The sequence below is a fragment of the Achromobacter sp. EB05 genome, from assembly GCF_044232075.1.
Taxonomy (GTDB): domain Bacteria; phylum Pseudomonadota; class Gammaproteobacteria; order Burkholderiales; family Burkholderiaceae_B; genus Achromobacter; species Achromobacter dolens.
On the sequence record NZ_CP155917.1, the window covers coordinates 2,416,457 to 2,443,240 of the forward strand.

A 26,784-nucleotide genomic window follows, 5' to 3' on the forward strand; every position below is an offset into this window, starting at 1 on the left:
TCAACCCCCTTTAATCCATCGGATGCGTCCGGGAGGCACGATGCGTATCGGCGAATTGGCCACGGCGGCCGGCACCACGGTCGAAACCGTCAGGTATTACGAAAAGGAAGGGCTGCTGCCCGCCCCGGAACGGGGACTGAACAACTACCGCAGCTACGGCCAGCCCCACCTGGAGCGCCTGCGGCTGATCCGCAACTGCCGCGCGCTGGACATGACGCAGGACGAGATCCGCGCCATCCTGTCGCTGGCCGACAATCACCAGGCAGGATGTGGCCCCATTAATGAACTGTTCGATGAGCACATCTCCCACGTGGACGAGCGCATCGCCGAGCTGACCCAGTTGAAGACGCAATTGACCGATCTGCGCCAGCGCTGCCTGTCGGCGCGGCCCGACGCGGAAGACTGCGGCATCCTGCACGGCCTGTCGGAAATGCAGGTCGAGGAACGCCAGGAACGCCACACCCACCTGGGTTGAATCCGCCAGTCGCCATGCGCCGGGCAGGGGGATAGCCGTCCCCCGCGCGGCCATGGCGTAATATGAGAACCCTTCTCTTTCCCATTTGGGAAACCGCCAGAATCCTGTTACCTGTGCCTGACTCCATGACCCAGACCGCCACCGCCACGCCCCTGCATGCCATCACCTCGCGCCGTTCCGTGAAGTTCCTGCGGGGTCCGGCGCCCAAACCCGCCGAGCTTGAACAGATCCTGCAGGCCGCCATGTCGGCCCCCGACCACGGCGCGCTGCGCCCGTGGCGCTTCGTGGTGATCCAGGGCGAGTCCATCGGCAAGCTGGCCGACGTGGCGCTGGAAGCCGTCAAGCGCAGCGGCGATCCGCGCATGACGCCGGAAAAGGAAAAGTCGGTGCGCGAGTGGATGGCCGGCGTGCCGCTATTCGTCGCCGTGGCGCAGAAGATCGCCCACGACAACACCAAGATCCCCGAGGCCGAGCAACTGCTGGCAACCGGCTGCGCCACCATGAACATCCTGAACGCCGCCCACATGCTGGGCTACGGCGCGTTCTGGAGCACCGGCATCGGCACCTACGTCGAAGACGTGCAGGCGGCGCTGGGCCTGGATTCGCTCGACTATCGCTTCCTCGGCTTCCTGGCGATCGGCACGCCGGCGTGCGCGGTGCCGCCGGCCAACCGCCCGGACTACCGCGAGTTCGTCACCGAGTGGACCGGTCCGGTCTGAGGCGCGTCGTGGCGCAAAAAAACCGGCTGCTGGCCGGTTTTTTTGCGTGCGTCGCTTACCGTTGCGACGCGATGGGCCGGAAGGCCGCGCGCACGAGTTTCTCCAGGCCCCAGCCCACGGCATAGAAGAGGGCCAGCGTCGGCAGCCCGATCAGCAGGTAGCCGCCGACCCAGGACAGCTCACCGAGCAGCCGGTCCAGGTTCAGTTCGTGCAGCAGCGCAAGCTGCAAGGCCAATGGCAATTGCAGCAGCACGAAGCGGCCCTTGTCGTCGCCGTCGGCCGACAGCGCGCCGGCGATGCAGAGGATGACGATGGCGAGGTAAAGCGCGGCAAACACGATGCCGGTCCAGCTGAACCCTTTCGAGGCAGTCAATCGAGGCACGTCGGTTTCCAGGAGAATCGGAAGCCGCAAGTATAGAGGTCGGCCAGATGCGGTCCAGCGAGCCAAGCCGCCCAGCCAAGCCACCGAGCCACGACACCGAGCCACGACACCGAGCCAGGCCGACGTTGCTCGCCATCCGGCTGCACCGGGCAGGCTTGCGCGGCCACCAATAAATGACAATAATTCTTATTGTTGATTAGCCCGCCCTCCCATTCCCCGCCATGTCCCATCCCGCGCAGCCGACGCCGCACCCCGCCGCCCAGCTGTACGAGGCCCATCATCCGTGGCTGCTGGAATGGCTGCGGCGCCGGTTGGGCTGCCGCCATGACGCCGCCGACCTGGCGCACGATACCTTCCTGCGGGTGTTGGCCGGGCGCCAGACCGAGCCGATCCACGAACCCCGCGCGTTCCTGACCACGCTGGCGCAGCGCACGCTGTATACCTTCTGGCGCCGCCGCGAGCTCGAGCGCGCCTATCTCGACAGCCTCGAATCCCTGCCGCAAGCCTGCGCGCCCAGCGAGGAACAGCGCGCGCTGGTGGTCGAGGCCCTGATGCAGATCGACCGCGCCCTGCAACGCCTGCCGGCGCGCACCCGCCAGATATTCCTCCTGAGCCAGTTGCACGAACTGACCTATCCGCAGATCGCCGAGCAGCTCGGCGTGTCGGCCATCACCGTCCGGCGCGGCATGAAGCAGGCCATCACGCTGTGCGTGGCCGCGCGCCTGGCCGCATGAGCGCGCCCGCGCTGCCGGCCGCCGTCGAGGCGGCGGTCGACTGGATGGTGCTGCTGTCGTCGGGCGAGGCAAGCGCCGCCGACCGCGCCCGGTTCGAGGCCTGGCACCGGACCGACCCGCGCCACGCCGCCGCCTGGGACCTGGTCACCGGCGCCCTCGACAGCACCTTTGCGCCGCTGGGCGAGGGCGCCTCGTCCCGGGCGGCCGGCGCGGCGCTGCTGGCGCCGACCTCTCGCCGCCGGGCGCTGCGCAATGCCTTGATGCTGGCGCTGGCGGCCGGCGGGCTGGCCGCCCTGGTCGATCGCCAGACGCCGTTGCGGACCCTGGCCGCCGACCTGCGCACCGGCACCGGCGAACGCCGCGCCTATCCGCTGCCGGACGGCAGCGTGGTCACCCTGAACGCGCGCTCCGCCGTCGACCTGCAGTTCGATGACCGCGTCCGCGTGCTGCGGTTGCGCGAGGGCGCGGTCTACGTGCGGGTGGCGGCGGACGCCGCGCGGCCCTTCATCGTCGCCAGTCGCGATGGCGAGGTGCAGGCCTTGGGCACGGTGTTCGGGGTGGCGCGCGATGCGCGGGGCAGTGTCGCCTGTGTGATCGAGCACAGTGTCGAGATCCGCGCGGCAGGCCAGCGGCGCACGCTGGCGGCGGGCGAGGGCGCGCGCTTCGGCGCGGATGGCATCGGCGCGCCGAACGCCGCGCTGGCCGAGGCCGCCGCCTGGCACGACGGCATGCTGGTGGTGCGCGACCAGTCGCTGGGCGAGGTGGTGGCGGCATTGCGGCCATACCGGCGCGGCTTTTTGCGCATCTCTCCCGAGGCCGCCCGGCTGCGGGTGCTGGGCGCGTTTCCGTTGGACAACACCGACCGCGTGCTGGAATCCCTGCGCCAGACGCTGCCGATCGAGGTCGCCACGCTGGGCGGCTGGCTGGTCAGCATCGACCTGCGCGCCGATGCCGCCAAAAAAAAATGATCGCTTGCGGCGGGCTCGCTGGACATACCTCCTGAAGCACCCCCTTGTCGCAGGAGATTCCATGTTCCCCGTTCGTCCCGCGCCGCAGCTTGCGGCCGCGTTCCTCATCGCCCTGGCCGCGCCGGCCGGTATCGCCCAGGCCCAGGCGGGCGACCAATCGGGCGCGCCCATGGCGCAGCGCTACGATCTGCCCGCCGCGCCGCTGGCCGAGACCCTGACCCGTATCGCGCGCCAGAGCGGCCAGGCGGTGTCGGTCGATCCGGCGCTGGTGGCGGGCCGTCAGGCCCCGGCCGTGGCCGGCACCTACACCGCCGAGCAGGCCTTGCGCCAGGCGCTGGCGGGCAGCGGCCTGGAATTGCGCGTCACCGCCAATGGCACCTTCAGCGCGCGGCCCCTGCCGCAGGCGGGCGACGCCACCCTGCTGGCGCCGGTGCGCGTGACCGGCGCGGCCGAATCGCCCTCCGGCCCGCTGCATGGCTACGCCGCCCGCGTCAGCGCCACCGGCACCAAGACCGATACGCCCATCATCGAGACGCCGCAGTCGATCACGGTGGTCGGCGCCGAGGAAATCGAGACGCTCAAGGCGCAGAGCCTGCAGGACGCGCTGGGCTACGTGGCGGGCGTGAGCCGCGCGGAAGGCCAGGATCGCACCTCCGACAGCCTGTTCCTGCGCGGCTTTCGCGGCAGTCAGGGCAGCTACTATCGCGATGGCACGCTGTACACCGTGAACATCTACAACGGACGGCAGGAACTGTACGGGCTGGAACGGGTCGAGTTCCTCAAGGGCGCCGCCTCGGTGCTCTACGGCGCGGCGCCGCCGGGCGGGGTCATCAACACGGTCAGCAAGCGGCCCACGACCGAGCCGCTGCATGAACTGAACGTCGAGGCGGGCAACTTCCGCCGCAAGCAGATCTCCGGCGACTTCGGCGGCGCGCTCGATGACGAGGGTAAATGGTCTTACCGCCTGACCGCCTTGAAGCGCGACAGCGACACCTTCATCGATTACGTGCCGGACGACCGGACCTACGTGGCCCCGGCCCTCAAGTGGCAACCCAGCGATGCCACTTCGCTGACCCTGCTGGCGGAATACCAGGAGGACCGCACGGCCTACGTATACGGCCTGCCTGGCCAGGGCACGGTCCTGCCCAATCCCAACGGCAGGATTCCCCGCAATCGATTCACGGGGGAACCTGGCTTCGACAAGTTCATCATGAAGCGCTATTCGATCGGCTACCTGTTCGAACACGCGTTCACGGACCAGCTCAAGCTGCGCAACAGCGTGCGCTACTTCCACGCGGACAGCACCTATTTCTCCACCGACATCTGGCAGCTACAGGCCGACCAGCGCCACACCGCCGATCGCGGCGCGATGCCGCGCTGGGATCGGTCTTCGGCGGTTGTGGCCGATACCTCGCTGCAGTACGACGCCACGACCGGCCCGCTGCGCCACACGCTGCTGGCGGGCCTGGACTACTCGCTGCCCAGGCACGAGACCGAGCGCTACCTGCGCAGCAATACCAATATCGATCTCTATGACCCGGTCTATGGCGTCCCCCTGGGACCGGCCACGCCGTTCCCGTGGTCGTCCTCGAAAACCGACATGAAGCGCCTGGGGGTGTACCTGCAGGATCAGGTCAAGATCGCCGATAAGTGGGTGGTGCTGCTGGGCGGACGGCACGATTGGGTCACGGTCAACGAACGCAATTTCTTCACCGGCGAAAAGATCGCGGACAATGAAAAGAGCCAGGCCTTCACCGGCCGCGCCGGCATCGTCTACCTGGCCGACAACGGCCTGGCGCCGTTCCTGAGCTACAGCGAATCGTTCGAGCCGACCAGCGGCCAGGATCGCCAGGGCAGCCGTTTCAAGCCCACCACCGGTCAGCAGTACGAAGCCGGGGTGCGCTACCAGCCGGCGGGGGCGGACACCATGCTGTCGGCGGCGGTGTACCAGCTCACCCGCAAGAACGTGAACGTGACCGACCCGTTCGACACGAACTACGAGATCCAGGCAGGTCAGGCGCGCGCCCGCGGATTGGAGCTGGAAGCGCGCACCCGCCTCGGCCGCCACGCCAACCTGATCGCCGCCTACGCCTACACCGATGCGCGCACCCTCAAGGCCAGCCCGCTGCAACCGGACGAGGTCGGAAAGCGTCTGAATTCGGTGCCGTTCAACCAGTTCTCGGTCTGGGGCGACTACGGCTTCGGCGCCTTCGGCCTGCCGGGGCTGCGGATCGGCGCGGGCGTGCGCTACGTCGGCAGCACGCGCGGCCTGGCGCACGGCACGGCGGTCGAGGTGCCATCCTTTACGCTGTTCGACGCCATGGTCAGCTACACCTCCGGGCCATGGCGATTCGCGCTCAACGCCACCAACCTGGCCGACAAGACCTACATCGGCAACTGCACCTATGGTTGCTTCTACGGCGAGCCGCGCCGCGTGATCGGCACGGCGACCTACCGCTGGTGATAGCGGGCCGGCAGGGGAGTGCAATCCCCTGCCGCGCGCGCCGGCCGGCCCCTGTCTCGGGGCCGCGCCCTGTGCTACTCTGGCTCCCGGCCGTGCATGTTCATCCCTTTGCACAGGCCGACGATGGCAATGTCCGAGGTCACCCCCCCGGGCAGTGTCTTGGTAAGAAGAATGCGCATGACACGATCAAGCGTGGAGACAATTCATGAGCCAATACGGGCCGCTGAAGTTGCACGTCCCCGAGCCCACCGGGCGTCCGGGTTGCAAGACCGACTTTTCCTACCTGCGCCTGTCGCCGCCCGGCGAGGTGCCCAAACCCCCCATTGATGTCGCCGCGATCGACACCGGCAGCCTGGCCTACAGCCTGGTGCGGGTCATCGACGACGACGGCCGCGCCGTCGGCCCGTGGGCGCCGGAGATCAGCGACGAGCTGTTGCGCCGAGGCATGCGCACCATGCTCAAGACGCGCATCTTCGATGGCCGCATGCTGACCGCCCAGCGCAAGAAGAAGATCTCCTTCTACATGCAGAGCCTGGGCGAAGAGGCCATCGGCTCGGCCCACGCGCTGGCGCTGGAACAGGGCGACATGTGTTTCCCGACCTACCGCCAGCAGAGCATCCTGCTGGCGCGCGACGTGTCGCTGGTGACCATGATGTGCCAGCTCATGTCCAACGAGCGCGATCCGCTCAAGGGGCGCCAGTTGCCGGTCATGTATTCCGACCGCGAGAATGGCTTCTTCACCATCTCGGGCAACCTGGCCACGCAGTTCATCCAGGCGGTGGGCTGGGGCATGGCCTCGGCCATCAAGGGCGACACCCGCATCGCGTCGGGCTGGATCGGCGACGGCGCCACCGCCGAGGCGGACTTCCACACCGCGCTGACCTTTGCCCACGTGTACCGCGCGCCGGTGATCCTGAACGTGGTCAACAACCAGTGGGCCATCTCGACCTTCCAGGCCATCGCCGGGGGCGAGGGCGCCACCTTCGCCGGCCGCGGCGTCGGCTGCGGCATCGCCTCGTTGCGGGTGGACGGCAACGATTTCCTGGCGGTCTACGCCGCCTCGCGCTGGGCCGCCGAACGCGCCCGCCGCAACCTCGGCCCCACCCTGATCGAATGGGTGACCTACCGCGCGGGCCCGCACTCCACCTCCGACGATCCCTCCAAGTACCGTCCCGGCGACGACTGGAGCCACTTCCCGCTGGGCGACCCGATCGAGCGCTTCAAGAAGCACCTGATCCTGCGTGGCATCTGGTCCGAGGCCGAGCACGACGCGGTGCGCGCCGAGCTCGACGCCGAGATCCAGGCGGCGCAGAAGGAAGCGGAAAGCTACGGCACCCTGGTGGACGGCCACGTCCCCAGCGCCGCCAGCATCTTTGAAGACGTCTACAAGGACATGCCGGAGCACCTGCGCCGGCAACGTCAGCAGCTCGGAGTGTGAGTCATGGCTATCGATAACAATGTTGGTCCGGCGGCCGCGCCGATGACCATGATCCAGGCTTTGCGCTCGGCCATGGATGTGATGCTGGAGCGTGACGGCAACGTGGTGGTGTTCGGCCAGGACGTGGGCTATTTCGGCGGCGTGTTCCGCTGCACCGAGGGCCTGCAGGCCAAATACGGCAGCTCGCGCGTGTTCGACACGCCGATCTCCGAAGGCGGCATCGTCGGCGTGGCGGTGGGCATGGGCGCCTACGGCCTGCGGCCGGTGTGCGAGATCCAGTTCGCCGACTATTTCTATCCGGCTTCCGACCAGATCGTGTCGGAAGCGGCGCGCCTGCGCTACCGCTCGGTGGGCGAATTCATCGCGCCCATGACCATCCGCATGCCCTGCGGTGGCGGTATCTACGGCGGCCAGACCCACAGCCAGAGCCCCGAGGCCATGTTCACCCAGGTCTGCGGGCTGCGCACGGTGATGCCGTCCAACCCGTACGACGCCAAGGGCCTGCTGATCGCGTCCATCGAAAACGACGATCCGGTCATCTTCCTGGAACCCAAGCGCCTGTACAACGGCCCGTTCGACGGCCACCACGACCGTCCCGTGACGCCGTGGACCGGACGCCCGGGCAGCGTGGTGCCGACCGGCTACTACACCGTGCCGCTGGACACCGCCGCGATCGTGCGGCCGGGCAACGCGCTGACGGTGCTGACCTACGGCACCACGGTGCACGTGTCGCTGACCGCGGCCGAGGAAACCGGCATCGACGCCGAGGTCATCGACCTGCGCAGCCTGTGGCCGCTGGACCTGGAGACCATCGTCAACTCGGTCAGGAAGACCGGTCGCTGCGTCGTGGTGCACGAAGCCACGCGCACCTGCGGCTTCGGCGCCGAACTGATCGCGCTGGTGCAAGAACACTGCTTCCATCACCTCGAAGCGCCCGTCGAGCGCGTGACCGGTTGGGACACTCCCTATCCGCACGCGCAGGAATGGGCGTATTTCCCCGGCCCGCGCCGGGTCGGCGAAGCGTTCAAGCGCGCGATGGAGGTGTGAGATGGGGATTCATGTCATCAAGATGCCCGACATCGGCGAAGGCATTGCCGAGGTCGAACTGGTGGGCTGGCACGTCAAGGTGGGCGACACGGTCGCCGAGGACCAGCCGCTGGCCGACGTCATGACCGACAAGGCCACGGTCGAGATCCCGTCGCCCGTGGTCGGCCGCGTGGTCGCGCTGGGCGGCGAAGTCGGCCAGGTCATGGCGGTGGGCGGCGAACTGATCCGCCTGGAAGTGGAAGGCGAGGGTAACGTCAAGGGCGAGGCGGCGGCGCAGAAACCGCAGGCCGCGGCCGCGCCGGCTCCGGCGGCGAGCGCGCCGGCCGCCGCACCGGCGCCGGCCAAGGCCGACAAGGCCCCGGCCGGCGGCGTTGCCGGCCAGATCGCCGCGTCGCTGCAATCGTCCGCCGCCGCGCCGCAAGCGCCGTCCAGCCGTCCGACCGCCGCGCGCCAGGCGCCCGCCGCGGCCCGCCAACCCGGCGAAAAGCCGCTGGCCTCGCCGGCGGTGCGCAAGCGCGCCTGGGACCTGGGCATCGAGTTGCGCTACGTGCACGGCAGCGGCCCGGCCGGCCGCGTCATGCACGAGGACCTGGACGCTTACCTGCAAGGGCAGGGCGCGGCCACGACCGCGCGCGGCCCGGCCTACGCCGAGCGCAACGACGAAGAGCAGGTGCCGGTGATCGGCCTGCGCCGCAAGATCGCGCAGAAGATGGCCGAGTCCAAGCGCCGCATTCCGCATTTCAGCTACGTGGAGGAAATCGACGTCACCGAGCTCGAGGACCTGCGCGTCAGCCTGAACGCGAAGTTCGGCGAGTCGCGCGGCAAGCTGACGCTGCTGCCGCTGCTGGCGCGCGCCATGGTGATCGCGCTGCGCGACTTCCCGCAGATCAACGCCCGCTATGACGACGAGGCCGGCCAGGTGACGCGCTATGGCGCCGTGCACATCGGCATCGCCACGCAGAGCGACGGCGGCCTGATGGTGCCGGTGATGCGCCACGCCGAAACCCGCGACCTGTGGTCGATGGCGGCCGAGATCGGCCGGCTGGCGCAGGCGGTGCGCGCCGGCAGCGCCGGACGCAACGAGCTGTCCGGTTCGACCATCACCATCACCAGCCTGGGGCCGCTGGGCGGCATCGTCACCACGCCGGTCATCAACCATCCCGAGGTCGGCATCGTGGGCGTGAACCGTATCGTCGAGCGGCCCGCCTTCCGCAATGGCGCCGTGGTGGCGCGCAAGCTGATGAACCTGTCGTCCTCGTTCGACCACCGCGTGGTCGACGGCATGGACGCGGCCCGCTTCATCCAGGCCGTGCGCGCGCTGCTGGAGCAACCCGCGCTGCTTTTCGTGGAGTAAGCATGAGCCAGACTACCAAGACGACAACCCTGCTGGTGATCGGCGGTGGGCCTGGCGGCTATGTGGCCGCGATCCGCGCCGGGCAACTGGGCGTGCCCACCATCCTGGTCGAGGGCGACCGGCTGGGCGGCACCTGCCTGAACATCGGCTGCATTCCGTCCAAGGCGCTGATCCACGCGGCCGAGGAATTCGACAAGGCGCGGCATTACGCCGGCCAGTCGGCGCTGGGCATCTCGGTGTCGGCGCCCGCCATCGACATTGGCCGCACCGTGGCCTGGAAGGACGGCATCGTCGGCAAGCTGACCGGCGGCGTGGGCGCGCTGCTCAAGAAGAACGGCGTGCAGGTGGTGCAGGGCTGGGCCAGCCTGCTGGACGGCAAGACCGTCGAGGTCGAGAGCGCCGACGGCAGCCGCCAGCGCATCCAGTGCGAGCACCTGCTGCTGGCGGCCGGCTCCGAGCCGACGCCGCTGCCCTCGGTGCCGTTCGGCGGCATGGTGGTGTCCTCGACCGAGGCGCTGTCGCCGGCCGACATCCCGAAGAAGCTGGTGGTGGTGGGCGGCGGCTACATCGGCCTGGAGCTGGGCACGGTGTACCGCAAGCTGGGCGCCGAGGTGGCCGTGGTCGAGGCGCAGGACCGCATTCTGCCGACCTACGACGCGGAACTCACCAAGCCCGTCGCCGCCGCGCTGGCCAGGCTGGGCGTCGAGCTGCACCTGGGCCGCAAGGTGCTGGGGCTGAATGGCGCAGGCACGGCGGTGCGGATCCAGGATGCCAGCGGCGCCGAGACCGCGCTGCTGGCCGACCGGGTGCTGATCGCCGTCGGCCGGCGTCCGCGCACGCAGGGCTGGGGCCTGGAGAATCTGCAGCTTGACCGCAAGGGCAACGCGCTGCGCATCGACGACCAGTGCCGCACCTCCATGCGCGACGTCTGGGCCATTGGCGACCTCGCCGGCGAGCCGATGCTGGCGCACCGCGCCATGGCGCAGGGCGAGATGGTGGCCGAGCTGGTGGCGGGCAAGCGCCGCCACTTCCAGCCGGCCGCGATCCCGGCGGTGTGCTTCACCGACCCCGAAGTCGTGGTGGCCGGCCTGTCGCCGGCCGAGGCCGAAGCGGCCGGGCTGGATTGCCTGGCGGCCTCGTTCCCGTTCGCCGCCAACGGCCGCGCCATGACGCTGGAGTCCACCGACGGTTTCGTGCGGGTGGTGGCCCGTCGCGACAACCACCTGATCGTGGGCTGGCAGGCGGTGGGGCGGGGCGTGTCGGAACTGTCGACGGCGTTCGGCCAGTCGCTCGAAATGGGCGCGACGCTGGAGGACGTGGCGGGCACGATCCATGCCCATCCGACCCTGGGCGAAGCGGTGCAGGAAGCCGCGCTCAAGGCGCTGGGGCACGCGCTGCACATCTAGAAGCTGTCGCGGCGTATCCGGAGCCGTGGTGGTGGGCATCCTGCCCGCCGCCGCGGCTTTTTCCTGTGCGGGCCCGTTTGCCGGACGGCATGGGTTGCCCGTGATGCGCGCAGGACACGCGGCGCGGACGCGTTCAAGGCAACAGGCCTGGAACGCCCGCCTTCGTGCTCGCTAGCGGCGCGCGTCGATGTAGGGCCGCGCCTGCAGGATGATGATCCTGTCGCCGACCACCGCCCATTCGATGTCCTGGTCGACCTGGCCCAGGCGCTGCTTGACCTGCCGGCCCACGGCGGCCAGCCGCGCCACCAGCGCGTCGTTCAGCACCTGGCGCGCGTCCGCCGCGATCGGCACTTCGCGCACGCCGCCGCCGGCGTCCGCCACCAACTGCGTGTCCTCGGCCGAGCGGCTCAGCACCTGCACCGCCTTGGACCAGCTCGAATACATCACTTGCTCGGCCTGGCGCTTGCCTTCCACCACCTTGATGCCCAGGCCGCGCTTGGCCGAGATGTAGGTCACGTAGCGGCGGCTGGCGTCGAACGGATCGCGCGTGATCATGACGCCGGAGCTGTCGGACGGCGCCGCCAATTGCACCAGCACGGCCATCACCACCGCGTCCTGGGGGATGCCCGCCGCGCGCCGCGCCTCGTAGGCGTCGAAGTTGTAGACCGAGGCCCACACGGTCTGCACCGCCTTGGCCAGCGCGTCAGGCTGGGTGACGTTGGGCACGGTGGTGTACAGGCCGGCGCCGCTGAAGCCAGGCAGGTCCTCGGAATTGGACGAGCTGCGCACGAACACGCCCGCGCCCTTCAGGCGCGATTGCCACAGCGCGCGCCAGGACTCGGCCTGCGCCGGGTCGACGGCGGCCTGCATGATGTCCTGGCGCAGGGCCGCCAGTTCCTTGCGCCGGACTTCGGCGTCGGCCACGAAGTCAGCGCGCTGTTCCAGCGCCGCCACCCGTTGCGCCACGTTCAGCCGCTTCATGAAGGCGGCGTATTGCGCGAACGGGATGCAGAAGCCGTCCGGCACGCTGGCGGCCGGCGGCAATGCGGAGCGGAGCGCGCCCAGGTTGGCGGCCTTGACGCCGCAATGGCGGCTGTCGCGCACCGCCAGGGCATCGAGCGGCTGGAGCGCCTGCACCGTCAGGTCCGGCTTGGGCAGTTGCGCGCGCGGCTTGGGCGGCGTGGCCGGCGGTTGGCTGGCGGGCTTGTCGCTGGGCCGCACCTGGTAGTCGTTGCCGCTGACAGTCAGCGTGACCCACTGGCCGTCGTACTGGCGCAGTGCGGTGGTGGCGTCGCGCACGTAGGCGTTGGGAATGCCCCAGCCCTTGGCCAGCAGGTTGACGTGCGACAGCAGCGTGGACGGGCGCTGCGTGATCAGGCCGGCCACGGGCGGGATGGCGATCGGCACTTCGTCCAGCACCACGATGTCGTCGCGCTTGAGGTCGGGCGTGGCCTCGACCGAGGCGACGATGCGCAGCCGGCCCTGCGCGCTGCCGGGGTTCAGCGGCAGAAACGCCTGTTCGCGCAGCAGCGCTTCCTGGGTCACGAAGGTCAGGCCGGCGGTAGCGGCGGCCTGTTCGTGCAGCGTCGAGTTGGTCTTGAAGCGGACCGGGGCATAAAAGCTCTTGGCGACCACCTCGTCGGCCAGCTTCAGCAGTTCGGGGGTGAGGCGGTCGCCTTCCCAGAATTCATAGGTGTAGCCGGGCAGGTCGCGCTGCCAGCTGAGGGTGCCGAACAGCAGGCGGCGGTTCGGATCCTTGTATTGCGCGGTCAGCGCGGCCTTGTCCTTGCCGGGCAGCAGGCGGCGCTCGCGCGCGAAGGTCTCGTGCAGCCCGTAGCGCGGCGTGTCCAGGTAATGGATGCGATTGCCGCGCTGGCGGTCGATCACGAACAGCACGTGCGGGATTTCCAGCGGCGTGCCGGCGTTGTAGACGCGCGCCAACTGGCGGAACGCGGCTTCGTCGTCGATGCGCGCCATGAAGGCGGGACCGCCGCGGCGCGCGTCCTCGGCCTTGCGCGCCGCAATCTCCTCGGGGGTCAGCGGCCGGGGGGCCCTGAAGGGCTCGATGACGTTGTTTTCGTACGGCGACGGCTTGCGCGCCGTCTGCGCCTGGGCGGCGGGGAGGGCGGCAAGCGCCAGCAGGCAGGCGGTCGTCAGGATGGCCGGACGGGACAGGGGCGACGGAAACCAGGACGCGCGCAGGGCTGGCATGGGGCAGGGGCTGAGTGGAAAAGCGCCCATCATAGCGAACCCGTCCCCGCCGCCTGTGCGAGATCCGAAACGAGGAATGACACGCCGTGACAGGTCATTTGCGTAGCGTGGCCACAAAAGAAAACGGCCCCGGAAATCCGAGGCCGCTTGTTTTCCCGCCAGGGAATCGCCGGCGTGTTACGCCGCCGTTTCCTGCAGCACGCGGCGGGCTTCCTCGGCCACGCGTTCGGGGGCGGTGCCGCCCACGTGCTTGCGCGCGGCGACCGAGCCTTCCAGCGTCAGCACCTGGTGCACGTCGTCGCCGATGGTCGGGTGATAGGCCTTGAGCTCATCCAGCGACAGATCGGCCAGGTCGCAGCCGCGCTGTTCGCAGTCGCGCACGGCGTGGGCCACCACTTCGTGGGCATCGCGGAACGGCACGCCGCGCTTGACCAGGTAGTCGGCCAGGTCGGTGGCGGTGGCGAAGCCCTGCAGCGCGGCGGCGCGCATGTTGTCGGCCTTGACCTTGATGCCGGCGGCCATGTCGGCGAAGATCGTCAGCGTGTCGCGCACCGTGTCGACGGTGTCGAACAGGCCTTCCTTGTCTTCCTGGTTGTCCTTGTTGTAGGCCAGGGGCTGGCCTTTCATCAAGGTCAGCAGGGCGACCAGGTTGCCGTTGACGCGGCCGGTCTTGCCCCGCGCCAGTTCGGGCACGTCGGGGTTTTTCTTCTGCGGCATGATCGAGCTGCCGGTGCAGAAGCGGTCGGCCAGGTCGATGAAGCCGACGCGCGGGCTCATCCACAGCACCAGTTCTTCGGACAGGCGCGAGACGTGCGTCATGATCAGCGCGCCGGCGGCGCAGAACTCGATGGCGAAGTCGCGGTCGGAGACGGCGTCGAGCGAATTGCGGCAGACGCCGTCAAAGCCCAGCGTCTTGGCGACGCGTTCGCGGTCGATCGGGAACGAGGTGCCGGCCAGGGCGGCGGCGCCCAGCGGCAGGCGGTTGACGCGGCGGCGGCAGTCGGCCAGGCGCTCGGCGTCGCGGCCGAACATCTCGGCGTAGGCCAGCAGGTGGTGACCGAACGTGACGGGCTGGGCCACCTGCAGGTGGGTGAAGCCCGGCATGATGGTGGCGGCGTTGTCCAGCGCCACCGTGGCCAGCGCGTGGCGCAACTGGCGCAGCAGGTCGATCAGCGTGTCGATCTCGCCGCGCAGCCACAGGCGGATGTCGGTGGCCACCTGGTCGTTGCGCGAACGGCCGGTGTGCAGGCGCTTGCCGGCATCGCCGACCAGCTCGACCAGGCGCTTCTCGATGTTCAGGTGCACGTCTTCGAGATCGAGCAGCCACTGGAAGCTGCCGGCATCGATTTCCGACAGGATCTGGGTCATGCCGCGCTGGATGTCGGCCAGGTCCTGGGCGCCGATGATGCCCTGGGCCGCCAGCATGTCGGCGTGCGCCAGCGAACCCTGGATGTCGACGCGCGCCAGGCGCTTGTCGAAGTCCACGGACGCCGTGTAGCGTTTGACGAGTTCGGAAACCGGTTCCGAGAACCGGGCGGACCAGGCCTGCGCCTTGTTGGCGAACTGGTTTTGATCGGGGGAGGGAGTGTTTGCCATGATGGCGGGGATTATAGGGCCTGCCTCGGGCGCCTGACGAATCCGGCGCCCCGCTGTTGCGGCTGGAAACGCGCGGCCACGCGAGTTGTCGGATAATTCAGGGTCATATCCGGCGGTCTACGGCGTTTTTCCATCGCCGAGCCGCCTCAGGATGAAACACGCCCCTCCGGGGGCGGCACGCCCAAGGCGGCGGGGCTTTCCCCGGCGGCTGTCGGCGCCTTCCCACTTAGTCACCTGAAAGAGAGCACACGACCTATGCCCATGGAATGGGAACAGCTGGCCACCGAACTGGATACCTATATGCCGCACCAGCCGTGGGCGCAGACGCTGGTCGGCATCGGCGTGCTGATCCTGACGGCGTTGTTCGTCCAGTGGGTGGTCGCGCGGGTGGTGCTGCTGCTGGCGCACCGGCTGCTGGTGGTCAGCGGCCACGAGGACTGGGACAAGGCGCTGCAGCGCCGTCGCGCCTATCAGAACCTGTGGTACGCGGTGCCGTTCGCGGTGGTGTCGGTGGGAATCGAACTGGTCCCGCACGTCGAGAAGGCGGCCACGCTGGTCGGGCGGCTGGCCCACGCCGGCGCCTGGATCTGCGTGTTCGTGGCGTTTTCCGGGGTGCTGAGCGCCTGGCAGGACACCTATTCGGCCACCACCCGGGCGCAGACCCGCTCGATCAAGGGCTATATCCAGATCAGCAAGCTGATCCTGATGGCGGTATGCACCGTGTTGGTGCTGTCGATCCTGATCGACCGCTCGCCGCTGTGGATGATCTCCGGCCTGGGCGCGCTGTCGGCGGTGCTGCTGCTGGTGTTCAAGGACACGCTGCTGTCGCTGGTGGCCAGCACCCAGCTCACCAGCAACGACATGCTGCGCATCGGCGACTGGATCGAGATGCCGCAGTCCAACGCCGACGGCTTCGTCAAGGACATCGCCCTGCATACGGTCAAGGTGCAGAACTGGGACAACACCGTCACCACGGTGCCGACCTACAAGCTGTTCTCGGAAAGCTACCGCAACTACCGCCACATGTTCGAATCGGGCGGCCGGCGCATCAAGCGCACCCTGCGCATCGACGCCAGCAGCGTGCGCTTTCTGACCGATGAGGAAGCCCAGCAGTTGATGCGCTTCCGGCTGCTGCACGACTACCTGCGGGTCAAGACCCAGGACATCGCCCAGGCCAACCAGACCATGGGCGAGCTGGCCAGCGTGCCGGCCAACCGCCGCCGCCTGACCAATATCGGCACCTTCCGCGCCTACGGCCTGGCCTACCTGAAGCAGAACCCCGAGGTGCGCCAGGACATGGCGATGATGGTGCGCATGATGGAACCCACCGCCGATGGCATTCCGGTCGAGGTCTATTGCTTCACGGCCGTCACCGCCTGGGTCGAGTACGAACGCATCCAGGGCGACATCTTCGACCATCTGCTGGCGATCCTGCCGGAACTGGGCCTGCGGCTGTACCAGCAGCCGTCTGGCGCGGACATCGGCGCCATGGGCACCTACCTGCGCGAGGGCGCCGTCCAGGCGGCGCTGGTGGCCGAAGGCGCGCATCACCGGGCCGATCCGGAGCGCCTGGCGCCGCCGTCCGGCGCATGACGCCGTGAGATAATCGCCAGGTAGGATTCCCGGGGCCTGCAGCAGGCCCGTTTCGTGCAGTTCCGTATCAAGGCGCCCCAGGCGATGGATCCGATGTCGAACCCGTTCTTCAACCTGTATTCCCATGGCTTCGCCCGGGTCGCCGTGGGCGTGCCCGAGTGCAAGGTCGCGGACCCGGCCTTCAACGCCGCGCAGACCATCGCGCTGGCGCAGCAGGCGGCCCAGGGCGGCGCCGTGCTGGTGGCGTTCCCCGAACTCGGCCTGTCCGCCTATACCTGCGACGACCTGTTCCACCAGAAGGCCCTCCTGGACGCCTGCGAGGCGGCGCTGGACCAGGTGGCGCGGGCCACGGCCGAGCTGGATATCGCGGTCATCGTCGGCGCGCCGCTGCGGGTGGCGCACCAACTGTACAACTGCGCCGTGGTCATCGCCGGCGGCCGCATCCTGGGCGTGGTGCCCAAGAGTTTCCTGCCCAACTACAGCGAATTCTACGAAGCGCGCCAGTTCAGCGCGGCCGATTGCGCCGTCGCCACCGAGATCCGCCTGCTGGACCAGACCGTGCCGTTCGGCGCCGAGCTGCTGTTCCAGATGGAAAAGCTGCCGCTGTTCCAGTTCCACGTCGAGATCTGCGAAGACGTCTGGGTGCCGATCCCGCCGTCCTCGTTCGCGGCGCTGGCCGGCGCCACGGTGCTGGTGAACCTGTCGGCCTCGAACATCGTGGTCGGCAAGTCGGCCTACCGCCACCAACTGGTGGCGCAGCAGTCGGCGCGCTGCCTGGCGGCCTACATGTATACCTCGGCCGGCCGCGGCGAGTCGTCCACCGACCTGGCCTGGGACGGCCAGGCGCTGATCTACGAAAACGGCGAACTGCTCGGCGAATCCGAGCGCTTCCTGAACGAATCTCACCTGCTGTTTGCCGACGTCGACCTGGAGCGCCTGTCGCGCGAGCGCATGCACCAGACCACCTTCGGCCAGTCGGCGCGCCGTCACCGCGACGAAGTGCGCAAGTTCCGCCAGGTGCTGGTGCCGGTCGCGGCGCCGCTGGAGGACGCCGAGCTGCCGCTGGAGCGGCGCGTGGCGCGCTTTCCGTACGTGCCGGCCGACCCCCGGCGCCGCGATGAGCGCTGCAAGGAGGTCTACAACATCCAGGTGCAGGCGCTGGCGCAGCGGCTCTCGGCCAGCGGCATGTCCAAGGTGGTCATCGGCATCTCGGGTGGGCTGGATTCGACCCACGCGCTGCTGGTCTGCGCCCAGGCCATGGACACGCTGGGGCTGCCGCGCGCCAACATCCTGGCCGTGACCATGCCGGGTTTCGCCACCAGTACGCGCACGCTGCAGCAGGCGCGCCAGTTGATGGCGGTGGTGGGCTGCACGGCCTCCGAGGTCGACATCCGTCCGAGTTGCCTGCAGATGCTCAAGGATCTCGGCCATCCCTATGCCGCTGGCCAGCCGGTGTACGACATCACCTTCGAGAACGTGCAGGCCGGCGAGCGCACCAACCACCTGTTCCGCATCGCCAATTTCAACAACGCCATTGTCATTGGCACCGGCGACCTGAGCGAGCTGGCGCTGGGCTGGTGCACCTATGGCGTGGGCGATCACATGTCGCACTACAGCGTCAACGCCAGCGTGCCCAAGACGCTCATCACGCACCTGGTGCGCTGGGTGGCCGAATCCGGCCGCCTGGGCGAAGCCGGCGCGGCGGTGCTGCTGGACGTGCTGGGCACGGACGTCAGCCCCGAATTGGTGCCGGGTGGCGATGATGGCAAGCCGACGCAGAAGAGCGAAGACACGATCGGGCCCTACGAGCTGCAGGATTTCAACCTGTACTACACCTTGCGCTATGGTTTCGCGCCGACCAAGGTGGCGTTCCTGGCGCTGGCGGCCTGGCGCGACCGCGATGCCGGCGCCTGGCCGGAAGGCGGCCACGTGGCGCGCAACCAATACGACCTGGCGGCGATCAAGCGCAACCTGAAGATCTTCCTGGACCGGTTCTTCCGGCTCAGCCAGTTCAAGCGCGCCTGCGTGCCGAACGCGCCCAAGGTGGGCTCGGGCGGGTCGCTGTCGCCGCGCGGCGACTGGCGCGCGCCGAGCGATTCGGAGTCGGCGGTGTGGATGCGCGACGCCGACCGGATTCCCGACCAGACGCCGCCGGCCTGACCGGTCTGCGGGTTTTCCCGGCAGGCGAGGCGCCGGGCTTGGCGGGCCGGGCGCCGGTGGTATTCTCTCAATCATTGTGCCCTGGTCCGATATGTACCCCGGGGCGCCGCAACAGATCGAACAATCAGGACGACCAACGTGAAACAAGTCACCGCCATCATCAAACCCTTCAAGCTCGACGAAGTCCGCGAAGCGCTGGCCGAGGTCGGCGTCAGCGGGCTGACCGTGACCGAAGTGAAGGGGTTCGGGCGCCAGAAAGGGCATACCGAGCTCTACCGCGGGGCCGAATACGTGGTGGATTTCCTGCCGAAGATTCGCGTCGAGGTGGTGCTGCCGGATGACCAGGTCGAGGCGGCGATCGAGGCGGTGGTGAAGGCGGCCCGCACTGGCAAGATCGGGGATGGCAAGATCTTCGTGACGCCGGTGGAGCAGGCGATCCGGATTCGGACGGGGGAGAGCGACGAAGAGGCGCTTTGAGTTTGCGCTGGATTCGGTTTTGGGTTGACTGTCGGGGTGATCGTAGTGGTCGCCCCGCTGTTTTTTTGGGCGGGTGGTTGCGTTCTTGAGGCGCCCGGCGCGCAGGCGCAGCGGGTGCGGGCGCCAACGATTGCGGTCCGGAGCGTTCGCTCCGGACTGCCCCTTCGTCATCTTCGTTGTCGCCTTCGGCGACTGCCTCTCAAGAAACTCCACTTAAGTCATTGATACCTCATTGGTTTCTCCTGAGGCGGTTAACGGCACCAAGCTGTAGCCCATGGTCTCTGCACGTTTTGTCAGGTGATGCAGGACGCGTTGGCGGTGGCGTTCTTCGTAGTACAGCTCACCTTGGTCGACGTATTCGGACCCTTTGGTCAGTAGGGTGTAAATCAGTCGAGCCAGTTTGTGCGCGGCTGCGGTGATGGCGCGCCGCTTGTCCAGGCGAGCGCACAGCCTTCGGTAGTAGGCGCCTAAAGCGGACTGGCTGTGACGTAGCGCCATTGCCGCCAGACGCAGGGCCTGTGCGGCGCGGTTGGGTGAGCGTTTGGTGGCGCCGTTCAGAACCTTGCCTCCGGAGATGCGTGTGCCCGGGCACAAGCCTAACCACGAAGCGAAGTGCTTGGCCGAAGGGAAGCGGTTCATGTCCGGACCGACCTCGGCCAGGACGGTAAAGGCAGTCATCTCGTCGATGCCGTTGATGCGGGTCAGGTCCACGCCGCACATGGCAAATAGATGCGTGCGCAGATCGAAGGCCATGGCCTTTTTGGGCCAGCGGCGCTGCGACTTGCCCGGATCGCCGTCATGGCGGTGCAGTTTGTGCAGTTCGGCTTGGATGTGCTGATCGCAATCGTTGAGCAGTTGTTGATAGGTGTCGTACAGGGCCAGCGCTTGCCGCAACGCGAACAAGTGCTCGTGACGCCAGTTGCCTTGCAGCGCGGCAGCGATATCGTCCTCGCTGGCCTTGACCTGGCGCTTCTTCAGGCGGGCCAGTGCATGCGGGTCGCGCTCGCCACCGACGATGGCGCGGATGATGGCCTGACCGGTGACCCCGACCACGTCCGACAGCACTTGCGTGAGCTGAATGTTCATCTGGGCAAGTGCCTTCTGCATGTGCTGCACGTGGCGCACCTGCGAAGCAAGCAGCATCTCGCGCTGGCGCGAGAACTCGCGCAAGACGCAAATCTCGTCAGAGGGACGGAAGGCGCCGGCCAACAGGCCATAGCTCATGAGCTGTTGCAGCCACTGGCAGTCCAGGACATCGGACTTGCGGCCCGAGACGTTCTTCACGTGACGGGCGTTGACCAGGTAAACGGTGAAACCCTGGCTATCGAGCAGCTCATAAAGCGGGATCCAGTAAACGCCGGTGGACTCCATGGCCACGGCGGTAACGCCGCAGTCCTTGAGCCATTGCGCTAGGCGATACAAATCGGCCGTAAAGCTCTTGAACTCGCGGACAGGTTGGTCGTCGCGGTCATGAGGCACGGCGACGAAGTGGCTGGCCGACCCGATGTCGATGCCCGCGGCATCGGGATGGGCCAGGCTTAGGGTTGCATCGGACTTGCGAGGTGACATGGCTTGCTCCATCATCGCTAACGGAATGCCGCCAGGCATGGGTACGTCGTTGTACTCACTCTCTCAAACGGGATGCACGCGCTAAGCGTGTGCTCACCAATGTCGGTGACGTCACCCGGGGCCATGCTTCAGTACGGGCGTGGGCAAACACGCACCATTGGAAGGTCGGTCTTTACCTGAGCGGCATTCCACCTTGCCACAGGTGCAGCCACGAAGACAGTTTCTTCGTCACGGGCGTCGTGAATGACGACTATTGGGCTTCAGATTCCCTCGGGCGCATCGACGGCGCCCGCACCCGCTGCGCCTGCGCGCCGGGCTCGCACCATTGAGAAATGAAGCGCTGCTGCGGCGGTTGCCTGCGTGGGGGTTTTCGGGGCCCGCCCGGGACGGCCGCGCGGGCGGCCGTCCCGGGCATACGCGGTGGTGGGGCGTTGGGAGGGGGGCGCTTCGCGCAGGGGGCAAGAGAGAGGGGATGGGAGGACGGCGGCTTTTGGGGCGCTGCTATTTCTTTGGTGCGCGGGCCTTTCTGCTTGTTTGCGCGCGGCTGCTTCGTTCGCTGCGTTGATGTGCCTGCTGGCGTTCGTGTTTGATCTGTGAGGCCCGCGGGTGGACGCGGGCCTTTTCCTTTTGTGCGTCTAGCGGATCAGTTGATTCATTTCGAGGATCGGCATCATCACGGCCAGCACGATCAGCAGGACGAAGCCGCCCATCAGCAGGATGAGGGCGGGTTCGAGCAGGGCGGTCATGGCCATGGCGCGGCGTTCGAGGTCGCGTGAGAGGTTCTGCGCGCCGCGGTCCAGCAGTTCGGGGAGCTGGCCGGTCTTTTCGCCGCTGGCGATGAGGTGGATGAGGAGCGAGGGGAAGGCTTTCTGCGCGGCCAGCGAGGCCGATAGCGAGGCGCCTTCGCGCACGCGGGCCGCGGCTTCGTCGACGGCGCCGCGCAGGACGTCGTTGCCGAGGGTGCGGCGGGCGGCTTCGAGGGCGGTGAGCAGGGCGACGCCGCTGCCGCAGAGGATGGCCAGGGTGGAGGCGAAGCGGGCGGCGTTGACGCCGAGCACGAAGCGGCCGGCCAGGGGCAGGCGCAGGACGCGGGCGTGCCAGGCGCGGCGGGCGGCGGGCGCGCGCAGGGAGTAGCGCCACAGCACGATGGCCAGCGCGATGACGGCGCCGGTGGCCAGGCCCCAGTCGCGCACGTAGTCGGACAGCGCCAGCATGATGCGGGTCAGCAGCGGCAGTTGCTGCTTGGCGTGGTTGAAGGCGGATACCACCTGCGGCACGACGTAGCCCAGCAGGAAGATCACGATGATGACCGAGACGCAGGCCACCACGGCGGGATAGATGAACGCCGTCATGACCTTGCTGCGCAGCGTGTTGCGTTCTTCGATGTAGTCCGCCAGTTTCTCCATGACCTGCGCCAGGTCGCCGGATTCCTCGCCGGCGCCGATCAGGGCGCGGTAGATCTCGGGAAAGTCGCGCGGGCGCGAGGCCAGCGCGGTGGACAGGCGATGGCCGGCGCGGACATCGTCGCGCACGCCTTCGAGCGTGGCGGCGATGTGTTTCTTCTCGGCCTGTTCGAGCGTGGCGCCGAGCGCGGCGTCCAGCGGCAGGCGGGCGGCCAGCAGGCTGGCGAGCTGGCGCGTGAGCCAGGCCAGGTCGGCATCGGACAGCCGCGTGCGCAGCGCGGCGCCCAGGCCTTCGACGCGCGCGGCGGGGGTGGTGGACAGGGGCAGCAGGCCGCGGCCGCGCAACTGGTTGCGGGCGCCGCGTTCACTGTCGGCGTCGATCGTGCCGTGCACGATCTTGCCGAGCGCGTCAGTCGCTTCGTAACGAAAGGATGGCATGGTGGGAAGGTGGCTCGGGGCCGTCGCCGATTGGCGGAAAGGCCCGTAAATCAAGGCTTTGCAGCCCGTCACCTTGCCTCTGGATTATGACCGTAGTGTTGCAGTGTCACCCCGTATACTCCGACGCGCTTTCACGTTTTTTCACACGACTTCACGTCTCAGGCACATCTCGTCATGCGTCATCTCGCGCAACTCAGCCTTGCGGTCTTGCTAGCGGCAAGCCAACTCGGACCCGCGGCCAGTCTGGCCCATGCTCAACAGGCGGACAATCGTGTCAGCCTGAACTTCGTGGACACGGACATCCCCGCCGTGCTGCGTGCGCTGTCGCTGTTCACCAAGCGCAATTTCCTGGTGGATCCGCGCGTGAAGGGCAAGCTCACGCTGGTGTCGGACCGGCCGGTCGATAGCGGACAGGCGCTGTCGATGTTGACCGGCGCGCTGCGGTTGCAAGGCTTCGCGATCGTCGATGTGGACGGCGTGACCCGCGTGGTGCCGGAGGCCGACGCCAAGCTGCAGGGCAGCGCGGTGGTGGGCGATCCGCGCCCGGCGCCCGCCGCCGGCGGCGCGGGCAAGGCGCCGGTGCCGGTCGCGGACTTCGCGCGCGGCCGCTCGGGCAATAGCGGCGAGATGCTGACGCGGGTGTTCCCGCTGAAGTACGAGAATGCGGCCAACCTGGTGCCGGTGCTGCGCCCGATGGTGCCGCCCAACAACCCGATCAACGCGTATCCCGGCAACAATACGCTGGTGGTGACGGACTATGCCGACAACCTCGACCGCATCGCGGCCGTGATCGCGCGCATCGACGTGCCCAGCTCGATCGATACCGACGTGGTGCCGGTGCGTTCGGGCATCGCCTCCGACATCGCCATCCTGGCGTCGCAATTGCTTGACACGCAGAGCAGCGACCCGACCCAACGCATCGCGGTGGTGGCCGACCCGCGCAGCAACAGCGTGCTGGTCCGCGCCGGCAGTCCGGCGCGCACGCGCCTGGCGCGCGATCTCATCACCAAGCTGGACGCGCAGCAGAACCGCGCCGGCAACCTGCACGTGGTCTACATGCGCAACGCGCAGGCCACCCGTATCGCCGAGGTGCTGGGCGGGCTGCTGGCCGGTCAGGCCAATTCGGCGCCCGGCGCCAACACCGCTGGCGCGGGCGGCAATTCCGGACAGGCCGGCGGCAATCGCCCGTCGCAATCGTCCGGTGGCGGCGCCAATCCCGCTTCGGGCCTGGGCATGTCGTCCAATACGCCAAATGGGTCCGGCAATGGCAAGGGCGGCCTGTCCGGCGACCAGGACCGCATCGCGCGGGATGACTCGGGCAATCAGGCCGTGTCCTACTCCGCCGGCGGCGCGACGATCCAGGCGGATCCGGCCACCAACTCGCTCATCATCGCGGCGCCCGAGCCGCTGTACCGCAGCCTGCGGGAAGTGATCGATCAGCTCGACCAGCGCCGTGCGCAGGTGCTGGTCGAAAGCCTGATCGTCGAGGTCAGCGAGCAGGCGGCGGCCGAATTCGGCATCCAGTGGATGACCGGTGCCGGCAACATCAACAGCGGCGGCACCAGCTTCATCGGCGGCACCAACCTTGGCGGCAGCGGCCTGTCGGGCAAGGGCCCGACCTCGATCGACGCGCTGGGCGGCGGCCTGAGCCTGGGCGTGGTCAAGGGCACGGTTGACGTGCTTGGCAACAAGGTCATCAACCTGGGCGTGCTGGCCCGCGCGATGCAGAACAGTGGCGAAGCCAACATCCTGTCCACGCCGAACCTGCTGACGCTGGACAACCAGTCTGCCAGCATTCTGGTGGGCAAGACGGTGCCTTTCGTGACCGGCCAGTACGTCACTAGCGGCAGCAATGGCAGCTCCAATCCGTTCCAGACCATCCAGCGCGAGGACGTCGGCCTGAAGCTGAACATCCGGCCGCAGATTTCCGAAGGCGGCGCGGTCAAGCTCGACATCTATCAGGAAGTCAGCAGCATCGACGAGAGCAGTTCGTCGGCGACCACCGGCATCGTCACCAACAAGCGCGCCATCGACACCAGCGTGCTGATCGACGATGGCCAGATCATCGTGCTGGGCGGCCTGCTCGAAGACAACGTGACGCTGACCTCCAACAACGTGCCGGGCCTGAGCTCGATTCCGGTGCTGGGCTCGCTGTTCAAGTACGACAGCCGCAAGCGCACCAAGACCAACCTGATGGTGTTCCTGCGGCCCTACGTGGTGCGCGATGCGCGCCAGAGCGCGGGCGTGACGATGGACCGCTACGACTACATGCGCCGCGCCCAGGGCGGCGCGCAACCGGGGGACCACTGGCTGCTGCCGAACATGCAGGCGCCGATGCTGCCGCCGCCCGGGTCGGCGCCGTCGGTGTCCAACAATGCCTATGACATGCGTCCCGACCAATTGGCCGAGACCATGCGGCGTCCGCCGCCCACGACGGTCGAGTCGTTCGCGGTGCGCCAGTACCCGGCGGCGCGCCAGACCAGCGATCCGGCGCAGCCGATCCGCGCCAGCCTGCCGCTGGGAGTGAGCGTGGCGCGCGATCCGTCCTCGCTCTACGGCGAAGCCGAGAGCGCCAGCGCGACGCTGCAGTTCGCCTCGGTCAAGACGCGCGCCGAGGCCGACCGCATCGCCCAGCGGGTGCAGGCCAGCGGGCTGCAGGCCTACGTGCAGACGGGGCCGGGCGGCATGGGTTACGTGGTGCGCAGCCAGGTGTCCAAGGACCCCGGCACGATCTCCACCGCGACCGCGCTGCTCAAGGAACTGGGCTTCAAGGGCGAACTGGTCTCGCATCTATGAGCGCGCATCCCTTGCCCTACGCCTGGGCGCGCGCGCAGCGGGCGGTGCTGTCGCTGCGCGCCGGCCACGCGCAATTGACGGTCAGCCCGCGCACGCCCGAATGGGCGGTGCGCGAGATCCAGCGCTGCCATGGCGACATCGCCGTGGCGCGGGTGGACGACGACGCCCTGGAAACGCTGTTGGCGGCTGCCTACAGCCACGCCGAGGACGCCGCCTCGGTGATGGGCGTGGCCGAGAACGAGATCGACCTGGACCGACTGCTGCAGGACATGCCCGAGGTTGCCGACCTGCTGGATGCGCAGGACGACGCGCCGGTGATCCGCATGATCAACGCGCTGTTCGCGCAGGCGGCGCGCGACGGCGCCAGCGATATCCACATCGAGCCGTTCGAGACCCATTCGGTGGTGCGCTACCGGGTCGACGGCACGCTGCGCGACGTGGTCTCGCCGCGCAAGGCGCTGCACGCGGCGCTGATCTCGCGCATCAAGATCATGGCCCATCTGGACATCGCCGAAAAGCGCCTGCCGCAGGATGGCCGCATCGCGCTGCGGGTAGGCGGCCGGCCGATCGACGTGCGCGTCTCGACCCTGCCCACCGGGCATGGCGAGCGCGCGGTGCTGCGCCTGCTGGACAAGGAAGCCGGCCGCCTGCGGCTGGAGAAGCTGGGCATGGCGCCCGGTGTGCTGCGGCAACTGGACCGGCTGATCCGCCAGCCGCACGGCATCGTGCTGGTGACCGGCCCGACCGGCAGCGGCAAGACCACCACGCTGTACGCCGCGCTGAGCCGGCTGGACGCCTCCACCAGCAACATCCTGACCGTGGAAGACCCGATCGAGTACGACCTGCCCGGCATCAGCCAGACCCAGGTCAACGCCAAGATCGACATGAGCTTCGCGCTGGCGCTGCGCGCCATTCTGCGCCAGGATCCGGACGTCATCATGATCGGGGAAATCCGCGACCTGGAGACCGCGCAGATCGCGGTGCAGGCGTCGCTGACGGGCCACCTGGTGCTGGCCACGCTGCACACCAACGACGCGGTGTCGGCGGTGACGCGCCTGACCGACATGGGGGTGGAGCCGTTCCTGCTGTCCTCGTCGCTGCTGGGGGTGCTGGCCCAGCGGCTGGTGCGCAAGCTGTGCGCAGCCTGCAAGAAGCCGTCTATGCGGGACGGTGCGAGGGTATTCCAGCCGGTGGGCTGCGAAGCCTGCAACCATACCGGCTACGCCGGCCGTTCCGGCATCCATGAACTGTTCACCGTGGATGACGAGGCGCGCCGCCTGATCCACGAAGGCAGCGACGAGCGCGAACTGCGCCGCGCCGCCAGCGCTGCCGGCATGTTCAGCATGCGCGAGGATGGCGCGCGCTGGGTCGAAAGCGGGGAGACCTCGCCGGAAGAGATCCTGCGGGTGACACGCGACGCCTAGCCGGCCACGCCATGGCGGCCGGGCCGTCCCTGCCAGCAGGCGGGGCGGTGCGGGTGTCGCGTGGCATGCAGCGCGCCGCGTGACCGGCGGCGGCCAATGCGCGCATGGCGCGCCCGTCGCGCCCGGCGCG

Annotated in this window: 19 protein-coding genes; 14 read left to right on the top strand and 5 right to left on the bottom strand. The window is 68.4% G+C overall.

What is annotated here, in order from left to right; all coding sequences use genetic code 11:
• Positions 1–40: 40 nt before the first annotated feature.
• Entirely contained in the window at positions 41–475 is a 435-nt protein-coding gene (gene cadR, locus AAID08_RS11125) for a Cd(II)/Pb(II)-responsive transcriptional regulator (protein ID WP_006386392.1), read from the top strand.
• 125 nt (positions 476–600) lie between these two features.
• On the top strand, positions 601–1,194 hold the full coding sequence (locus tag AAID08_RS11130) for a nitroreductase (RefSeq protein ID WP_064523713.1): 594 nt from the start codon (positions 601–603) through the stop codon (positions 1,192–1,194).
• A 55-nt stretch (positions 1,195–1,249) separates the two neighbouring features.
• Here AAID08_RS11130 and AAID08_RS11135 read toward each other — a convergent pair whose 3' ends face one another.
• A complete protein-coding gene (locus AAID08_RS11135) occupies positions 1,250–1,576 on the bottom strand; it encodes a hypothetical protein (protein ID WP_054504110.1) in 327 nt (108 codons plus the stop codon).
• A gap of 221 nt (positions 1,577–1,797) precedes the next feature.
• On the opposite strand from AAID08_RS11135, the gene AAID08_RS11140 reads away from it, so the two are divergent.
• The 7 genes from AAID08_RS11140 (at position 1,798) to lpdA (ending at position 10,987) form a co-directional block, all read left to right on the top strand.
• Positions 1,798–2,310, top strand: a complete 513-nt coding sequence (locus AAID08_RS11140) for a sigma-70 family RNA polymerase sigma factor (protein WP_064523718.1) — start codon at positions 1,798–1,800, stop codon at positions 2,308–2,310.
• Positions 2,307–3,278 (top strand): FecR domain-containing protein, encoded by a 972-nt coding sequence (locus AAID08_RS11145; RefSeq protein ID WP_064523770.1) that lies wholly within the window; start codon positions 2,307–2,309, stop codon positions 3,276–3,278. Before AAID08_RS11140 ends, AAID08_RS11145 begins: the two co-directional genes overlap by 4 nt.
• A 61-nt stretch (positions 3,279–3,339) precedes the next feature.
• On the top strand, positions 3,340–5,742 hold the full coding sequence (locus AAID08_RS11150) for a TonB-dependent siderophore receptor (RefSeq protein ID WP_064523723.1): 2,403 nt from the start codon (positions 3,340–3,342) through the stop codon (positions 5,740–5,742).
• A gap of 205 nt (positions 5,743–5,947) precedes the next feature.
• Entirely contained in the window at positions 5,948–7,180 is a 1,233-nt protein-coding gene (locus AAID08_RS11155) for a 3-methyl-2-oxobutanoate dehydrogenase (2-methylpropanoyl-transferring) subunit alpha (protein ID WP_006386387.1), read from the top strand.
• Between the two features lie 3 nt (positions 7,181–7,183).
• Positions 7,184–8,227, top strand: coding sequence for an alpha-ketoacid dehydrogenase subunit beta (locus tag AAID08_RS11160; RefSeq protein WP_395757644.1), 1,044 nt, complete (start codon positions 7,184–7,186; stop codon positions 8,225–8,227).
• A gap of 1 nt (position 8,228) precedes the next feature.
• Positions 8,229–9,581 (top strand): dihydrolipoamide acetyltransferase family protein, encoded by a 1,353-nt coding sequence (locus tag AAID08_RS11165; protein ID WP_064523726.1) that lies wholly within the window; start codon positions 8,229–8,231, stop codon positions 9,579–9,581.
• 2 nt (positions 9,582–9,583) lie between these two features.
• Positions 9,584–10,987, top strand: a complete 1,404-nt coding sequence (gene lpdA / locus AAID08_RS11170; protein ID WP_064523730.1) for a dihydrolipoyl dehydrogenase — start codon at positions 9,584–9,586, stop codon at positions 10,985–10,987.
• A gap of 171 nt (positions 10,988–11,158) precedes the next feature.
• On the opposite strand, the gene AAID08_RS11175 is transcribed toward lpdA, so the two are convergent.
• Positions 11,159–13,198 carry a PEP/pyruvate-binding domain-containing protein gene (locus tag AAID08_RS11175; protein WP_395757645.1) on the bottom strand — a complete coding sequence of 680 codons (2,040 nt, stop codon included), beginning with the start codon at positions 13,196–13,198 and terminating at the stop codon, positions 11,159–11,161.
• 177 nt (positions 13,199–13,375) lie between these two features.
• Positions 13,376–14,794: an argininosuccinate lyase gene (gene argH / locus AAID08_RS11180; RefSeq protein ID WP_006386379.1), complete on the bottom strand. Its 1,419-nt coding sequence runs from the start codon at positions 14,792–14,794 to the stop codon at positions 13,376–13,378.
• A gap of 261 nt (positions 14,795–15,055) precedes the next feature.
• Between argH and AAID08_RS11185 the strand changes: the two genes are divergently transcribed.
• The 3 genes from AAID08_RS11185 (at position 15,056) to AAID08_RS11195 (ending at position 19,024) form a co-directional block, all read left to right on the top strand.
• Positions 15,056–16,387 carry a mechanosensitive ion channel domain-containing protein gene (locus tag AAID08_RS11185; RefSeq protein ID WP_336236237.1) on the top strand — a complete coding sequence of 444 codons (1,332 nt, stop codon included), beginning with the start codon at positions 15,056–15,058 and terminating at the stop codon, positions 16,385–16,387.
• 93 nt (positions 16,388–16,480) lie between these two features.
• Positions 16,481–18,547: an NAD(+) synthase gene (locus AAID08_RS11190; RefSeq protein WP_395757813.1), complete on the top strand. Its 2,067-nt coding sequence runs from the start codon at positions 16,481–16,483 to the stop codon at positions 18,545–18,547.
• A 138-nt stretch (positions 18,548–18,685) separates the two neighbouring features.
• On the top strand, positions 18,686–19,024 hold the full coding sequence (locus AAID08_RS11195) for a P-II family nitrogen regulator (protein WP_006386376.1): 339 nt from the start codon (positions 18,686–18,688) through the stop codon (positions 19,022–19,024).
• A gap of 213 nt (positions 19,025–19,237) precedes the next feature.
• Here the strand turns inward: AAID08_RS11195 and AAID08_RS11200 are convergent, their stop codons facing one another.
• Together AAID08_RS11200 and gspF are read right to left on the bottom strand one after the other, a co-directional pair.
• Positions 19,238–20,593, bottom strand: a complete 1,356-nt coding sequence (locus AAID08_RS11200; RefSeq protein ID WP_049073553.1) for an IS110 family transposase — start codon at positions 20,591–20,593, stop codon at positions 19,238–19,240.
• A gap of 635 nt (positions 20,594–21,228) precedes the next feature.
• Positions 21,229–22,434 carry a type II secretion system inner membrane protein GspF gene (gene gspF, locus AAID08_RS11205; RefSeq protein ID WP_064523084.1) on the bottom strand — a complete coding sequence of 402 codons (1,206 nt, stop codon included), beginning with the start codon at positions 22,432–22,434 and terminating at the stop codon, positions 21,229–21,231.
• Between the two features lie 174 nt (positions 22,435–22,608).
• Between gspF and gspD the strand changes: the two genes are divergently transcribed.
• Entirely contained in the window at positions 22,609–25,230 is a 2,622-nt protein-coding gene (gspD, locus tag AAID08_RS11210) for a type II secretion system secretin GspD (RefSeq protein ID WP_054504115.1), read from the top strand.
• Complete coding sequence (gene gspE, locus AAID08_RS11215) at positions 25,227–26,654, top strand: type II secretion system ATPase GspE (protein ID WP_054504116.1); 1,428 nt, start codon at positions 25,227–25,229, stop codon at positions 26,652–26,654. The genes gspD and gspE overlap by 4 nt, the downstream gene beginning before the upstream one ends.
• Positions 26,655–26,784 lie beyond the last annotated feature (130 nt).

What these genes read in the sequence shown, in the direction of transcription:
- cadR (WP_006386392.1), top strand. Translation starts at nt 41, where the DNA reads ATGCGTATCGGCGAATTGGCCACGGCGGCCGGCACCACGGTCGAAACC.
- AAID08_RS11130 (WP_064523713.1), top strand. Translation starts at nt 601, where the DNA reads ATGACCCAGACCGCCACCGCCACGCCCCTGCATGCCATCACCTCGCGC.
- AAID08_RS11140 (WP_064523718.1), top strand. Translation starts at nt 1,798, where the DNA reads ATGTCCCATCCCGCGCAGCCGACGCCGCACCCCGCCGCCCAGCTGTAC.
- AAID08_RS11145 (WP_064523770.1), top strand. Translation starts at nt 2,307, where the DNA reads ATGAGCGCGCCCGCGCTGCCGGCCGCCGTCGAGGCGGCGGTCGACTGG.
- AAID08_RS11150 (WP_064523723.1), top strand. Translation starts at nt 3,340, where the DNA reads ATGTTCCCCGTTCGTCCCGCGCCGCAGCTTGCGGCCGCGTTCCTCATC.
- AAID08_RS11155 (WP_006386387.1), top strand. Translation starts at nt 5,948, where the DNA reads ATGAGCCAATACGGGCCGCTGAAGTTGCACGTCCCCGAGCCCACCGGG.
- AAID08_RS11160 (WP_395757644.1), top strand. Translation starts at nt 7,184, where the DNA reads ATGGCTATCGATAACAATGTTGGTCCGGCGGCCGCGCCGATGACCATG.
- AAID08_RS11165 (WP_064523726.1), top strand. Translation starts at nt 8,229, where the DNA reads ATGGGGATTCATGTCATCAAGATGCCCGACATCGGCGAAGGCATTGCC.
- lpdA (WP_064523730.1), top strand. Translation starts at nt 9,584, where the DNA reads ATGAGCCAGACTACCAAGACGACAACCCTGCTGGTGATCGGCGGTGGG.
- AAID08_RS11175 (WP_395757645.1), bottom strand. Translation starts at nt 13,198, where the DNA reads ATGCCAGCCCTGCGCGCGTCCTGGTTTCCGTCGCCCCTGTCCCGTCCG.
- argH (WP_006386379.1), bottom strand. Translation starts at nt 14,794, where the DNA reads ATGGCAAACACTCCCTCCCCCGATCAAAACCAGTTCGCCAACAAGGCG.
- AAID08_RS11185 (WP_336236237.1), top strand. Translation starts at nt 15,056, where the DNA reads ATGGAATGGGAACAGCTGGCCACCGAACTGGATACCTATATGCCGCAC.
- AAID08_RS11190 (WP_395757813.1), top strand. Translation starts at nt 16,481, where the DNA reads ATGTCGAACCCGTTCTTCAACCTGTATTCCCATGGCTTCGCCCGGGTC.
- AAID08_RS11200 (WP_049073553.1), bottom strand. Translation starts at nt 20,593, where the DNA reads ATGTCACCTCGCAAGTCCGATGCAACCCTAAGCCTGGCCCATCCCGAT.
- gspF (WP_064523084.1), bottom strand. Translation starts at nt 22,434, where the DNA reads ATGCCATCCTTTCGTTACGAAGCGACTGACGCGCTCGGCAAGATCGTG.
- gspD (WP_054504115.1), top strand. Translation starts at nt 22,609, where the DNA reads ATGCGTCATCTCGCGCAACTCAGCCTTGCGGTCTTGCTAGCGGCAAGC.
- gspE (WP_054504116.1), top strand. Translation starts at nt 25,227, where the DNA reads ATGAGCGCGCATCCCTTGCCCTACGCCTGGGCGCGCGCGCAGCGGGCG.